This window comes from Paenibacillus sp. FSL M8-0212 (genome assembly GCF_038004645.1).
GTDB lineage: Bacteria > Bacillota > Bacilli > Paenibacillales > Paenibacillaceae > Paenibacillus.
The window spans coordinates 675,733-691,013 of the sequence record NZ_JBBORP010000001.1; the positions used below are offsets into that span (position 1 = coordinate 675,733).

General features: G+C 42.1%; 14 protein-coding genes. 3 read left to right on the plus strand and 11 right to left on the minus strand.

Annotated features, from left to right (window positions below; all coding sequences use genetic code 11):
* Nucleotides 1-112: 112 nt before the first annotated feature.
* From MKX68_RS03110 to MKX68_RS03120, 3 genes are all read right to left on the minus strand, one after another.
* A complete protein-coding gene (locus tag MKX68_RS03110; RefSeq protein ID WP_340909023.1) occupies nt 113-580 on the minus strand; it encodes a GNAT family N-acetyltransferase in 468 nt (155 codons plus the stop codon).
* Between the two features lie 312 nt (nt 581-892).
* Complete coding sequence (locus tag MKX68_RS03115) at nt 893-1,765, minus strand: carbohydrate ABC transporter permease (protein WP_340909026.1); 873 nt, start codon at nt 1,763-1,765, stop codon at nt 893-895.
* Between the two features lie 16 nt (nt 1,766-1,781).
* The gene (locus tag MKX68_RS03120) at nt 1,782-2,744 is read right to left on the minus strand and encodes an ABC transporter permease (protein ID WP_370511435.1); all 963 of its coding nucleotides are present in this window, start codon (nt 2,742-2,744) and stop codon (nt 1,782-1,784) included.
* Between the two features lie 171 nt (nt 2,745-2,915).
* Here MKX68_RS03120 and MKX68_RS03125 point away from each other — a divergent pair, with 171 nt between their 5' ends.
* From MKX68_RS03125 to MKX68_RS03135, 3 genes are all read left to right on the plus strand, one after another.
* On the plus strand, nt 2,916-4,727 hold the full coding sequence (locus MKX68_RS03125; protein ID WP_340909028.1) for a sensor histidine kinase: 1,812 nt from the start codon (nt 2,916-2,918) through the stop codon (nt 4,725-4,727).
* Nucleotides 4,728-4,958: 231 nt separating this feature from the next.
* Nucleotides 4,959-6,569 (plus strand): response regulator transcription factor, encoded by a 1,611-nt coding sequence (locus MKX68_RS03130; RefSeq protein ID WP_340909030.1) that lies wholly within the window; start codon nt 4,959-4,961, stop codon nt 6,567-6,569.
* 336 nt (nt 6,570-6,905) lie between these two features.
* The gene (locus tag MKX68_RS03135) at nt 6,906-8,588 is read left to right on the plus strand and encodes an ABC transporter substrate-binding protein (RefSeq protein ID WP_340909033.1); all 1,683 of its coding nucleotides are present in this window, start codon (nt 6,906-6,908) and stop codon (nt 8,586-8,588) included.
* A gap of 105 nt (nt 8,589-8,693) precedes the next feature.
* Here MKX68_RS03135 and MKX68_RS03140 read toward each other — a convergent pair whose 3' ends face one another.
* From MKX68_RS03140 to MKX68_RS03175, 8 genes are all read right to left on the minus strand, one after another.
* Entirely contained in the window at nt 8,694-9,293 is a 600-nt protein-coding gene (locus MKX68_RS03140) for a hypothetical protein (protein ID WP_340909035.1), read from the minus strand.
* Nucleotides 9,294-9,484: 191 nt separating this feature from the next.
* The gene (locus MKX68_RS03145; RefSeq protein WP_340909037.1) at nt 9,485-9,787 is read right to left on the minus strand and encodes a hypothetical protein; all 303 of its coding nucleotides are present in this window, start codon (nt 9,785-9,787) and stop codon (nt 9,485-9,487) included.
* Nucleotides 9,788-9,816: 29 nt separating this feature from the next.
* Nucleotides 9,817-10,002 carry an aspartyl-phosphate phosphatase Spo0E family protein gene (locus tag MKX68_RS03150; protein WP_340909039.1) on the minus strand — a complete coding sequence of 62 codons (186 nt, stop codon included), beginning with the start codon at nt 10,000-10,002 and terminating at the stop codon, nt 9,817-9,819.
* Between the two features lie 521 nt (nt 10,003-10,523).
* Nucleotides 10,524-11,306 (minus strand): aminoglycoside 3'-phosphotransferase, encoded by a 783-nt coding sequence (locus MKX68_RS03155; protein ID WP_340909041.1) that lies wholly within the window; start codon nt 11,304-11,306, stop codon nt 10,524-10,526.
* A 153-nt stretch (nt 11,307-11,459) separates the two neighbouring features.
* Nucleotides 11,460-12,230 (minus strand): hypothetical protein, encoded by a 771-nt coding sequence (locus MKX68_RS03160; RefSeq protein WP_340909044.1) that lies wholly within the window; start codon nt 12,228-12,230, stop codon nt 11,460-11,462.
* Nucleotides 12,231-12,346: 116 nt separating this feature from the next.
* Nucleotides 12,347-12,907 carry a hypothetical protein gene (locus tag MKX68_RS03165; RefSeq protein WP_340909046.1) on the minus strand — a complete coding sequence of 187 codons (561 nt, stop codon included), beginning with the start codon at nt 12,905-12,907 and terminating at the stop codon, nt 12,347-12,349.
* 153 nt (nt 12,908-13,060) lie between these two features.
* Nucleotides 13,061-13,972, minus strand: coding sequence for a hypothetical protein (locus MKX68_RS03170; protein WP_340909048.1), 912 nt, complete (start codon nt 13,970-13,972; stop codon nt 13,061-13,063).
* 208 nt (nt 13,973-14,180) lie between these two features.
* A complete protein-coding gene (locus MKX68_RS03175) occupies nt 14,181-15,104 on the minus strand; it encodes a hypothetical protein (RefSeq protein ID WP_340909051.1) in 924 nt (307 codons plus the stop codon).
* Between the last annotated feature and the right edge of the window lie 177 nt (nt 15,105-15,281).

The window sequence follows — 15,281 nt, forward strand, 5'->3', positions numbered from 1 at the left end:
TTCATCCTCTCTAAATTTGAAATAGCTCGATTCGGGAATAGTTGATTTGAATAGCCCAAATCGAGGTGTAAATTTCATGAAGCAAGAGCAGGATTGGAGCTGTAACGGACAATTACAAACTTAAAACCGCCTGTACTTCGCCACATGCCAATATTTCACCGGTTTGAATAAAACCAAGAGAGTCATAAATTTTCTTCGCAACTACATTTTCAGGTTTGTAGGTGAGTTCTACAACTTTGGCTTTTCCTCGTGGAAAAGTCCTCGCATACTCAATTGCTTTTACTACCATTTCTTTACCATATCCCTTACCTTGGTATCGCTGGTCAATCATCATCTTGAAGATGCCATAACTGCTATAATCAAAGTTGCCATCCCCGTCATCATAGTACATCGAAATAAAACCTATCATATTGTCTTCCTTATAGACTGCAAAAGTAATTATAATCTGCCCCTCATCTGAGGCAACGTACGCTTCAGCAAGTGCATGTTGGTTCGAGGATATGAATCTTTGTTGGTCTGGAGTGACTTTAAGTTCAATACATTCGATAAAATTATCCCAAGTTATTCTTCTAAATTCCATTTTGAATTCCCTCCTGCACTTATTATCATTACTATTTTCTTCTCTATCTCACTGCACTAGTTAAATAAAAGCAGGAGTAAAAATCGCCCATTTGAAACTGGTATTTGATTCGTTCTGTGGGATGTACACACTTTAAGAGACAAATATTGAGGATCACTCTTTTATCAACTCATCGTACCATTTTATTCAAATAAAGGTAATACACTACATATGTGCAACGTTCTTTTTCCATACACAAAAAAGAAGCCACCTCCCTGGCCTTCCCCAGTTCAGTGACTCCATTTTACAATCCTATTCATTCCCTACATCCAACTACTCCTTAACAGCTCCAACAACAATCCCCGTTACAAAATAACGTTGCAGGAACGGGTACACAAGCAGGATTGGCAGTGCGCTGATAAAGATCTGCGAAGCCCGAATCGTCCGTTGGGAGAGGTTCTTCACCGCTTCTGGATCAAGCTTCGACATATCGGCCTGCACGATGATCGTCTGCATGAATGTCGCGAGTGGCAGCTTCTCCGCATCACGGATGTAGATGATCCCGTCAAAATATGCGTTCCAATGCCCAACCATCATGAAGAGAGAAACCGTTGCAATAACAGGTACGGAGACAGGCAGGTAGATTTTGATAAACGTCTGCAAGTGCCCTGCGCCATCGATAAATGCAGCTTCCTCCAAATCCTTCGGAACGGTACGGAAGAAGTTCAGCAGCAGAATGATGTTAAACACCGCAACCAATCCTGGCAGAATCAAGGCCAGCAATGTGTTCATCAGTCCTAGCTTCAGAATCAGGATGTACCCCGGAATGAGGCCACCGCTGAACAGCATCGTGATGACAAAATACCACAGATAGATGTTACGTGCGCGGAACACACGCGTCTCTTTGGAAAGCGCATAGGCTGCAAGCGTATTAACAATTAACGCAAGTCCAGTACCGAGTACCGTCCGCTCCACAGACACCCATAAGGAGGAGAGGAAGTTTGTATTGGCAAATGTCTTCGCATACGCCTCCAGTGTAAATCCAATCGGCCAGAACGTTACGAGACCAGCATTTGCAGGCGCAGATGCGCTAAGTGATACCATGAGCAAGTGATACAAAGGCAGCAAGCAGAGCAGTGAAAGGATGGTCAGTAACACATTGTTGAATATGCTGAATATGCGGTAAGGTATCGTTTTATGGTACATTCGTTTGTCATCCTTTCTAGAAAATTCGATATCCGGCGAATCGGTAAGCCAGTCGGTACGAGATCACAATCAGGATCAGGCTGATGACCGATTTGAACAGATTCACGGCGGTAGCGAAACTGAACTGCCCACTTAGCAGACCTTCTCTATACACAAACGTATCGATAATATCTCCTTGTTGGTAGATCAACGGACTATACAAGTTAAAGATCTGGTCAAAGTTGGCGTTAAGCACATTACCCAGTGCCAGTGTTGCGATTACAATCCCAATGGGAATCAGTGCCGGGATGGTAATATACATCGTTTGCTTCCAGCGTCCTGCTCCATCCACTTCAGCTGCTTCATAAAGTGCAGGGTTAATGCCAGACAGTGCCGCGAGGAAGATAATTGTGTTGAAACCAAACTCTTTCCAGACATCACTCGCAATAATCGTGAATCGGAACCAGCTGCCATCCCCCAGGAAGAAGATCGGCTTGATGCCAAATACGGATACCAGGAACTGATTGACAATACCCGTCTGGGCCAGAATGTCGATCAGAATACCTGACAACGTAACCCAGGACAGAAAGTGTGGAAGATACACGAGCGTTTGAATCGTTCTTTTCAGCGCCATCTTACGTACCTCGTTAAGCAATAAGGCAAAGATAAACGGAATGATCAGATTCATGACGATCTTCGTACAGGCAAAAAATAGCGTGTTCCACGTTATTTGCAGGAAATAATCATTTTCCCACATATACCTGAAGTGCTTCAGTCCTACCCATTCGGAATTGAAAAATCCCAGTGCAGGTTTATAATCTTGAAATGCCATCAAAATCCCGGACATCGGAATGTATGAAAATATAAAGACCATAATAGCCGCCGGTAACACCATGAAGTGCAGAATCCATGGCTGTTTGTAGCGTTTTTTTCTCTTTTTATCCAGCTTGTTCCCAACGTTTGCCTGCGGGATCCGCTTACCCTCCAATTTAGCCTCCATAGCGCTTCTCCTGTTCCCAAAAAAAGTTTTTGTGTGTGATCGGGTTCTCTGATATAAATAGTATCAAGCCATTCTGAGGTCTGACTATATAACATTGTTAGGCTTGATAGTGTTTTGTTAGGGATATCATCAGAAGAGGTTGTTTACACACGAATTAGAAGGAGACTTTTCATGCATATATGGAAGCGCTTAATGCCTTTTCAAGGTAAAACCAGATCCCGATTCAGCCTTTTTGCCAAAATAAACTTGTTAATTGTGGTCTTGTTCATCCCCATTCTGATCATGTACACCTACTCGAATAACGTCACCTATGATGTCGTCAGCAAAGAACTGCAGATCTCCAACACCAAACAGCTCACGTTTCTGTCCAGTCAGATCGACTCCCGCATCAATCAGATGATGGATTTCAGCCTGATTCTCTCCCGAGACCCCAATGTCAGAGCATTCAACGGCCTTAACATGTGGGATGATCGATATGACCGGATGCAGACCCGTTATGTGATACAAGAGAAGATGACGCTGCAAACCGGCGTTACGGATATATGGCCCACCCGATATGCGGTGTATTCACAGCAGAATAAGGATGTCATAGCCAACTACAACCAAACGACAGGATATGATGAGGCGTATTTGAAAAAAAATATGAGTGGACGATGGACCTATGGGGATCAGGGAGCCGCATCACAGGACGAACTAAATTCCTTCTATTGGTTTTATACCGATTCCTTGGCACAGCCGGGGATGCTCACGGGAAGTAATCTGGTGATTGAAGCCAGCTTCAGCTATGAGAACATTCAGAATATGCTGGATACGTATAAAGCGGGCGGACAAGGCGATCCTTTCTTGTATCACAAAGGAAATTCACCCATTCTCAATCGCAGCGCGGACAAGCAATTATCCGCAGAACTCATTCAGTATCTGGATACACACTCTCCAGAAGATACCACCCAAGATGTCGTGAAGCTGAACGGGAAAAAATATCTGGTTAGCTCGGTGAAGTCCACTTATCTGGATTGGCATCTGGTGGACGTGATCCCGCTGTATCAGATTTTGAAACCCATCTCGCTGAGTCAGAATCTGTTCTACACCTGTATGATTTTGCTGCTGGTGGTGGGCATCTCTGCGTCGATCCTGCTGTACCGGAATGTGCAATATCCGATCAAACAGCTGATCAAAGGCTTACGCCGCGTCGAGCAAGGGGATTATTCTGTCCGACTGCATAGCAAAAACCAGAATGAGTTCTCATTCCTGTTCCGCCGATTCAACGATATGTCCCATCAGATTCAAGATCTGATCGAGAATGTATTCCATGAGAAAATTAGAGCCAGGGAAGCTACGCTGAAGCAATTACAAGCGCAGATCAATCCGCATTTCTTATATAATTGTCTCGGGTATATCATCAACATGGCCCAGATGAAGGACGAGCAAGCCGTGGTCTCCATGGCGCATAACCTTAGTGCGTATTATCGCTACACCACCCGTATGGAACGGGAGACGTCGTCGCTACAAGAAGAGATTAAACTGTTGATCAACTATCTGGATATCCAGAAGCTGCGTAATGGTCGAATTGAGTATCACATTGATATCCCTGAGGACATGCTTGCCCAGTCGGTGCCACGATTAATGCTTCAACCGATGGTCGAGAATTCCGTCATACACGGCGTGGCGAAGTCCTATTCTTCCGGCGAAATCCGAATTACCGGGGAGCGTTTGAATGGTTTTGGCAGAATATACATCGACGACGATGGTCCTGGCTTAAGCCCGGAACAGTACGAAGCATTGAACCTGAAAATGCAGGAACCACTACAAGAAGAAATGGGCTGCGGCCTTTGGAATACGCACCAACGAATCACGCACCTGTTCGGTAGTCATTCCTACCTCCTATTCGGCCCATCCCCACTAGGCGGATTCCGAACCGAGATTATCTGGGAGATACCAAAAGAGAACACAGATTCCGATAAAGGTAATACCGATACGAATTGATGCGCTACTAACGATAAGTTGACTATTTTATTTTGAACAAGATCATGTACACAATAACGCAGAGGACAGAAAAAACCTGAAGAAGCAAAGCGTTCGCCTTTATCACCAGATTTACACATTATAAAGCTCATTCAATAAATCTGGGGATAACAGCGATCGAAAGGTTATTCTGTCATCGGAGTGGCAAGTGTACAGATGTCTGCGTTCAACCACCAAGGAGACAATACAAACATGCACATGATGATCGTAGACGATGAAGCACACTGGGTCGATAACCTGTCCATGACCAAGCCCTGGCACACGCTGGGGATTGAACATGTGCATAAAGCATACTCGGCACACGAAGCACTACAAATGATCGACACCCACCCCATCGATATCGTGATCTCGGACATCCAGATGCCCGAAATGACAGGTATTGAACTAATTGAACGCATCCGCATCCGGGACAAAAAAATAAAATGTATTCTGTTATCCGGATATTCCGAATTTGATTACGCCAAAAAAGCCATCCAGTTCGAGGCCGTAGACTATCTGCTCAAGCCCCCGACAGACGATGAATTAATGGGTGCTGTTCAGAAAGCCATCGATCAATTGAACAACGAATGGGAACTTGTCAGTTCACTGACACGAACGCAGTTCACCTTGCGAGAGAATCTCCCCCATTTGCGGGGACGACTGCTCCTGGGGGCTTTGCAGGGACAACGAATCGCCGCTGCCGAATGGGAGCGGAAGCTGGCCAATTACAATCTCCCCTTTCACACTGGGGATGCCGCATTAATGCTGGTTCGTTTGGAAGAAGAATTCGGACACTATGACAGCAATGATCAGACCCTGATCGAATATGCGATCATCAACATGGCGGAAGAGATTATAGGTGAGTTTATGGAAGTGTGGGGCGTGAAGGAGGAGCACGGTTATCTGGTGTTTTTGCTTCAGTTGAAAGATCGGAAAGGCGATATTGGCAAAGAAACCATTCTGGAGAAGCTGTCCATTCAGCTTCAATCCAAAGTAAAACAGTTTCTGAAAGGCTCCCTCTCCATCGTTATCACCGAGTGGTTCACCTTCCCGGATCAGCTTTACGATCGCTTCCGTCAGGCTTCCGCCTATTTCCGGCAGATCGTAGGAGACGAACGCGAATTCGTCATGCGTGTCAGCGATGTCGAAACGCCTGCGGCCCAAGGTCCCTTGGACGTGCTGTATACCCCGCCCACCTTCATTAGTTTGCTAGAGAGCGGACAGTGGGATGCCGCCGAAGAGAAAATCCTCGCGGTCTGCGCGGAACTGGATGAGAAATGGTCGGAATCCTGGGAGCACTGCATGGAGGCAGGTTTTCTTATTACGGCTTCGTTCACCAATATTGCCCACCGGAACAAGCTGACTCTGACCACTTTAATGGGCAATGATGTCGAGGATTTGCAAAGTGGGGAAGTTTTCGCCACCATCAGCAAATTGCGGAAATGGTCGCTCAGTGTGCTTGGCAAACTCAAGGAAGGCACGTCCAACGAGATCAAGGACATCCGTTCCGAGTATGTGAAGAAGATTCAGGATTTTACAGATAAGAACCTGCATCTGGATGTGTCTTTGCGTGTACTGGCCGACCATGTCAATCTGCACCCGACGCATTTGTCCAAGATCTATAAGATCGAAACGGGTGAAGGCATCAGTGATTATATCTCGCGCCTGCGCATGGATCGGGCCTGTCACAAGCTGGTCACGACCACCAAAAAAGTGTATGAAATCAGCATGGAGATTGGCTACATGGACCCGGCTTATTTTATCAAAGTGTTCAAGCGTCAATTCGGCGTTACGCCGCAAGAATACAGAGACCAGCACAAATAACATCTTAGAGGTTGTTCAAAAAATCCACTTTTGATTACGAAGGATGCCTCACGGCATCATCAGCATCGAATATGGAATTCAGCCGAAATAAGCGGGAGGCTTACGAAGTATGTTTCCTTTGGAAACATTGTAGTTGCTCACGTAGTTTTCCTACGCTCCGCTACTCCATTTCTAGCTTTATCCCATCTTCTCGGTACTGAAAACCGAATTTTTTGAACTTCATTTGAACATTCACTAATAGAGTCCTATCAAAACTAAAAAACTCATATAGATGCACTCCCGCACAAATTGGTACAGTTACACTGTAAAGATCATACACCGTAGGGGGATTGAACAATGATCAAATTCAAAAAAACATGGTGGTCACTGCTCATGGTTATCGCGCTCATCACGATCACTGCGTGCGGCAGTGGCGAGACAGCCAGTGACAATGGTAGCGATAATACGCCGGGAACAGTCGGCTCAGCTGAAGCAGAAGCTGCTTTTGCCAAAGGAAAATATGACCCACCCATCGAGTTCAGTTCGGTATTGATGCCGAAGAAATACGTGCAAGGAGATACCAAAGAAAATAACGTGCACGATCGCTGGATGCTCGAAACGCTGGGTATGAAACATAAAGATACCTGGTATCCAGCCAATGACGATCAATACAGACAAAAGCTGCAACTGGCAATCGCCTCTGGCGAGAAACTGCCTGATTTCGTTACCGTACCCACCAATGCGGTACTGACCAATCAGCTGATCGACTCCGGTCAATTCATCGCCATCGATGAGTTGTTCGACAAGTACGCGAGTCAGACCCTGAAAGATCACGCAGCAGCACATCCTGAACTGTGGTATCCGTTCACCAAGGACGGCAAGAAATACAATATGCCGATCATGGAGTACACCGATAACGACGATACACTGCTCTGGCTCCGCGAGGACTGGATGGAGAAGCTGAACCTAGAAGCTCCGAAAACTATTGCAGACCTTGAGAACATCATGGATAAATTCAAAAACGAGAACCCGGACGGTCTGTCTCCAGACAAAGTATTCCCGCTGGCAATCTCGCTGAAAAATAACACCAACACCTGGATGGGTCAGCTCGACTGGTTGTTCGGTGCATACGGCACAATCGAGGAGCAATGGAACAAAGACGCAAACGGCAACCTTGAGTACGGCTCCGTTAACCCGGGTGCCAAACAAGCCCTTGCCAAGCTGGCTGAATGGATGGATAAAGGTTATATCCACGCTGACTCCGCTCTGTGGGACGAAGGCAAATCCGCTGAAAGCTGGACAGCTGGCAAAGCGGGCATTCTGCCTGGCGCAAACTGGGTACCGGACTGGCCTGCACCCGACCTGCTGAAGAACGTACCTGGCTCAAAATATAAAGCTTACCCTGTTCCTGCTGGCCCAGACGGCAAGATCGGTACGAAGTGGCAGAACTCTGGTGTCAACGCAAGTATCATGATTAACAAGGATGCCAAGCATCCAGAAGCCATCTTCCTGTACTACAACTACTTGCTCGATAACCTGGCTAACCCGGCTGCGGGCAGTGAGTATGAATACGGCTTCGCAAAAGGTTACGACTGGGATATCATTGACGGACAACCGACCAGTGACAAAGAGAAGATCAAAGACTTCTCCAACGAATTCCCTTTCCTGACCGGCCCAGCACGTATCCCGGATCTGTACATGAAAACACTCGTGAAGCTGGCCAACGGCGAGAAGCCTGAAACACCTTACGAGAAACAAATGGCCGAATTCCGTAAACCGGAAAACTGGTATGCAGGTAAAGTCGTTATGTCCCAGATCGATGTCCGTAAACAAAACTACTTCACTGGCGCTGCAACACCAACCATGGTATCCAAATGGAACCTGCTCCGCCAGTCCGAGATGGAAACCTTCAACAAAATCATCTATGGCAATCTGCCAATTGATGCCTTTGACCAATTCGTCGCCAACTGGAAATCCAATGGCGGAGATCAGATCACGCAAGAAGTGAATGAATGGTTTAAGTCGGTAAGTGGGAAGTAAGGATTGAAAAAGTAACACGGGTCAAAATAAAAGTATAAAAAACAAGCCGAAGCGTGCATTGCCATCGCTTCGGCTTGTTTTTCTATATCTAGGTAACCTAGCACTTTAAAATACAGGAACTTCAACAGAATCTGTGCCCATAACTCTCTTTCCATCTTTCTCTTCTGATCCAACCTCAATACCAATGTTCAATGACTCAGAGGTGGACATCCCCTTTTTATCGGGACTTAATTCGATCACAATCGTTCCAGTACCTCCGCCATTTGCTATGTAATTTCGTTCTCTCCCAACTTCAACCATTGTGCGCCATGAAGAGTCATCCGAAGAATTCATCCAGGTGGATACATACTCAGCAGGCTTTAACTTCGATTGATGTTCAGGATAACTGCTGTTGATGCTGGAGACACTCCATTGATCAGGGATATAAAATGCAACACCACCCCAGTCAGTGGGGTCAATCTCTACATGTGCTACTATCTTGATATGATCAATATGCTCCTTCTCACCCTCAACAAATATCGACCCTTCTGTCATAGTCTTTAAATTCGTTGATTTGGCATCCAGATCAAAGTTTTTGACGTGAATGATATTGCCATTAACCACTGGCTCATTGGCTTCATTTTTGTCCGTATTCAAAAAAAGCAGAATAAACACAATCAAAATAAACATAAAAAGCAGGATTAAGTATTTAGATTTTTTTTTCATATAACCATACCTCACTTCTGCCTTTGTTTGTTTAAGCTTAACACATACTCAAAGCCCTCCTTTCCTTAATTTAGAATTTGGAAAAGTAGAGCATTAAAACCGGAACCGAAGCGATAGATTCACGCTTCGGCTCCGGTTTATAAGTTAAGATTTAGGCAGCTTCCCCTGACTTATGGGTTCGCCTTAGTGGATCAAGCTTCAGTATCGGTCTCCTCTGGTATCGACTGACCTAACAAGGATACTGTGAGCTGAATGCCATCTCGTAGTCCCTGCATATACAACCTCTCATTTTCTATGCCTTTGCTGACAATATAACGATTCTCCCACTCGGTATATTCAGGTGTTTGCTCGACATCTTTACCTGCAAACAAAACTTCAAATGCTTCGTCTGTTCCCCCACGTACTCGACTCAGTTCAGGATCATGTTCAATCCGGGCAGTCACCTCATCCAGCCTTGCTTGAATCGCTCGTTGCATCCACGGTGGAAAATTCATTGCTTCTCCTCCCCTATATGTACCTCACATCATCGTACAACTCGGCTATATCTTGCCTTCATCTTACTAACTCGTGCCAACAGTTCATCCACCTTTCGGCTCTGTTCCTGAACCTCAGGGTTCTCCCACAACGGAATCGCTTGCTTCAAGGATGCCTCACCAAGCTGATTAAGCTTGCGCCGTTCCTCTTCCAATAAGTCAAGCAACCGGCTCATACATCCACCTCTCTGATGGGTCTAAACTGTGTCATGTCTTGTTAATGCTGGACGTGAGCAGTCAGTTTTAATGCAAATATCTATACCCGATGTTGAATACTAATATTAATATTTTCATCTAATCCAAATTCTAAGATAAACTATGATTGCTTTAATGCGGCAATCGAATTAAAAATAAAAAAACACCGATATAAACTTTCGGTGTCAATACTAAGACCAACTCTCAGCTTCCCATCCATCCTCACAGTCACAGCAAATTCACTGGTCTGTTAAGATTCCCCCCCTCCAACCAAGGCTTTAAAAAGCTCCTACTCGATCCTCCATAAATCTCATCCTCAACTTTCAAATGTGTTGTATCTTTTTGTTTTGTTTGGTTTAGAGGTTTTGTATAACGTTCCTATATTCAAGAACTTGCGCAGCAAGTTGTCACATGAGTCAACTTACTCTGCCAAACGCGTCATTGTGACCAATGCGTAGCCGCAGCTTGAATATGTTGTTATCAGATGTTGCCTCATCCTCGATCATGCCCACACTAACTTTTCTATCAACTTATAATTCTCTATCCTTTGTCTATCGACCTTGTTCAATCCATAACTATTATGAAATAACTCAATATACGTTATTCCATAATTCCTTATGATGCTGTTCTCTGCTACTGCTAAATCATAATAGCGATCCGCTACTCCACAATTCCCTAGATCCAAGTATCCCTCAATCCTCTTATTATTAATTATTACATTTGGCATGCTAAAGTCACCATGCGTAAATACGAGATCCTCTTGGCCATCACTAAAGTAAACCTCCAACTCCTCTATTAATCCATGCACATTCGATTCATCCAAGCTGCTATTAAGTAATCCTCGCTGATATTTCGTTTTGATTATCTTCATTAGTTGCTTCATTGACTTATCAAATGGACAATCTTCAATCGATATTTCATGAATTGTGCGAAGCCCATGAGCTACTATTTCAACGATTTCAGTTGGATTGTTCTTTACAGTTTCACTAGAAGCATCAAGTCCAGACAATTCCAGAGTTATTAAATATTCATACTCCCCTGATATTCCATGATCAATAACTTCTGGTACCGGAAGCTTATTCTTACACCATTTTAATTTATCTGATTGTTCTTTTAGTGATTCTGCTAAACCGGCTAATTGTATCTTTAGATATTTATTACGTCGATCTACACTCTGAATATAAAATGTTTGAGCGATATTCTCCCAAACAAAAGTAACCTTATCATCACTTCTGATTAGGTTTTGAATGTGCTGAGGTAACTTATTTTTGCCTTCCATTTCCATGAATCTTCCTCCAATAATCATGTTAGGCATTTTCCGATAACGTTCCTGTATTCACGACCCGACGCATGTCGGGTGTCCGGCGAATGCCGGATCAAGGACGAATGTCCGCAGCGTGAATATTATGTTATCAGATGTAATCGCACTTCATGACTGCTAGAGAATTTCTTGTTCCTCAGAAATGCATGGGCAGAAAATTGCTTGACCGAAACATCTTGGGCACTGCTCCCAATCACATCCAGGCACATGAAATTCTCCTTGTTTCACCATACATTCTGCACAACTCTCTCTTGTATGTCTTATCCCATCTTTATATTTTTCTTCACCATATTTAACTCTAGGGTAGGCTTCGCCTTTTATTAAATATTCCTTGATATACTTCGCTTCAATAAAGTCTTTAGGAAATAAATGATGTACTTCTTCAGAATTATAGATCAAAAACTTCTGCTTAAAGTAAGTCATTAATTCAGCTTCGATTTCCCATAGATCCTCATCGATAAAATCATGTAATTCACCTTCAAGAAATCTGTAATGGAAGGAAGTTGCAAATTCAAATAATATTGAGTATTTCGCCTTTAACTCTTGTACAGGTAAATCTATTTCAAAATGCATCATTTGGTTTCTGAGCGCTATAGCTTTTTTGACTTTTTGAATATCCTTCTTATCAAGAGGCAATTCCAGAACATTAATCATTCTATCCAATGCCATTGAAAATGAAATGGTATTCTTCGGATTATCTATATTCTCATAAATAAGAAACTTGTTTGAGCGTCTAAGTTTTTCTTTAGTCATCAATTCAAGTGATTGTACGATATTTATAAAAGCAATTTTCCATGTTTTAAAATTATCTTCAGCATAACTATAATAACGCAGTGAAGAGTCTAAAAAGTCGTAAGCGTTCTCAAGTAAACTCATTTTTAATCTCATTTAAATTTCCTCCACTAGATTATTCCTGATAACGTTCCTGTATTCACGACTCGACGCATGTCGAGTGTCCGGCGAACGCCGGACCAAGGACGCATGTCCGCAGCGTGAATATTATGTTATCCGATGCCATCTGTATTCTTCGATTTCCTCGCCATATCAGCATAATCTTCAATTATTTTATTGTATTCATACCTTTCTTCTATGGGATAATCATTTCCTACTACATTTATGTACTCCTTTAACGTCTTTAAATCCATGTAAAATAGTTTTTGATCCTTTGTCTTATCAGAATTGAAATAAAACCCTTCTATAAATTCTTCATCATTCAGTGAAATAAGAAAAATGTAGCTGTGTATGATCTGGTTATATAAGTAGTTCATTTTCACGTTTTCATTTGTTGGTTTCTCTAAATCATATAGCTCTTTAATTCTATGCCAATTTAATCTTGTTACTTCTTTTTTGTTTTCAAATTTTTTAATTTTTATTCCCATCAGTTCAGTGCTAGGAGATATTTTTTTTGCTTCTACCAGTTTTCTAACTGAATACATTGCGATCATTATGTCCTTCTCAAATTCCACTGCTATATCTTCGTCGTACGCTGTTGATAAATAAACTCTATTAATCTTTTCCGAAAGTTTTAAAAGATCCTCTTTCCAATAGCTTGATTCCCATATCATTTTCATAGCTCCTTTTATTGTTATTCATATTCTCTCATGTATTTAATGCTTAAGGATGGTTTCGGATAACGTTCCTGTATTCACGACCCGACGCATGTCGGGTGTCCGGCGACTGCCGGACCCAGGGCGTATGCCCGCAGCGTGAATATTATGTTAGGCGATGTTCAATACTTCACCGCAAAAATCTACCATTATTTCGATATTCTCTAAAGATTTTTCTACCTCCCCTAAGCTTAAATCTCGCTTCCCTTCATGCATTATTTTATTTCTAAAAGTTATTGCACTCTTACATCTTTCAAAAACTTCGTCCTGTGGATAAACAGTAGAATCTGGAGAAATAAGTTTTAAAGTCGTTTTGATATTACCTGTAAGTCCAACATCTTTAATAAATTGAGAAATTGAAGAGGTTTCAATCCCTTTAATTTCACCAATCCTTCTGATAGTCTCTGAAACTTTTATTTCTAAAGCAATAACTGCATTTAAATGTGCGTGCAAAAGATTAAAATGATATAACTCTTTCCTTGCTTCAGCCAAAAAAACTTTAAATAATGGCGCGCCGTCAGAGAGTAATGTTTGAACTTGATTATGTTCTTCCAATGTTCTAAATGGTTGGCTCATGGTTATTCCTTGTCCAGGCATCAAATTCATTACGAGCGTACTTTTGGGAGTTTTAATATATACTGCTTGATGGAACTCACTATAAGAGTAATAATTTTTGATTCCGTATCTTTTCAATGCTATCCTGCAGGAGTCAATAAATTTGTTGACTGCCATAAAAAATGGCTTCTCAAATACAGTAAATAATTCAGAGTCTTCTGAAAGAGCTGTATCAAAATTTGGTATAGTTATTATCAATTGTGTAAATCTAAAATGACTAAAAGAATCTGAAAGAACTTCCACATTCGTTCCAGTGCCTAGAGGAGTCGACTCTTCACTATGAATAATTTTATTCACAATTTTTATAGATGTGTCTCTTTTATACTTTATGAAAAACTCCGTTTCATTAAGGTGCAAACAAATAGGTAAAGTTACAGTAAATTCTACATAATCAATTGTTTCTTGCATGGCTATACCTCCTGAATATATTGAATTTCGTCTAACGTCTGTGTATCTATGACGCGACCTAGCCTTAGATAGCTCTTATCTTAGGCTAGATTCTGTGTTGTCTGAATTTACACCTATGAACTGCTCCTGACAACCAAGGGGCGAATGCCCCCAGCATAGATATTGTGTTATTGGATGTCAGCGCCTTCTTTGCAATACTTACACGTCCTTATTCTCGGTCACCAAACTCATCTTTTGTAACTCCAGCTAATTTTTCTAAATTATAAAAATCTTTATCTGTTAAAATGCCTTCCTTTTTCGCTCTTCGTTCTTTTAAAATATAGGTTCTACCGAATCTCAGGGAGCATCGATAATTCATCCAGTTATAAACAAGATCCCTCAAATGTTCAAATACTTCATTAATTGTAGGCATTTTATCAGGTGCAGGCGTATTGCCTGTGCCATGTCTTGAAAGCAATCCTGATGCAGTTTTTGAATTAATAAACTGAGCAAGTTTATAGATATGAGTAAAAGAATCAATTAGTTCTTGAGAATACATATTTTCTCCCCTAATAGTTACTTTCCCATTGTTAGTTTGAATTTGAAGATCAGCCTTTACATTCTCATATATCTTATAGGTATTAACCAGTAAGTTTAATTTGTTCTCGTAGGCTAAGGTGAACAATAGTATATTTTCTCTTGCAAGTGGTTCATCGATCAGGATTTGAATGAAGTCTAAATCTGCATTTGGTTCCACTTCAGAGTCTCTTGGAATGAAACCATCAAAACCGTTTATATCAAATGGATTTAATAGTTCATCCAAAAGCAACTCCAAACCTATCTCTGGGGAAGATTCAACTTGAATTATTTGGTCACTTGAAACGTAATTCAACCGAGAATCGGGATGTATATACTCTAAATTTCTCAATAATCGTAAACCACTAATATATCTCAACAAAGTATTAAGTCTTACAGCAGCTCTGTTTTTTTCTGAATAGTCCAGACAAGCCACATGTTTAGATGAAAAACGAACATTAAAATCAGCCTTTTCTACATCACCGTGATAAAAATCAAAGTGCGGATACAAATCAATATATGAAAGCCCTGCATTCCCATATACATATAGTTCCCAGTGATTATCGTTCATGTTCATAAAAACTCTCCTTATTAAAGTGATAGTATATAATTATTACTTAGGTTTCCTTATTGTTTTTATTTTCGCGCTGATTTCCTTTAACGTCCCTGTATTCACGACTCGACACACGTCGAGTATCCGGCGAATGCCGGATCAAGGACGAATGTCCGCAGCGTGAATATTATGTTAGCTGAT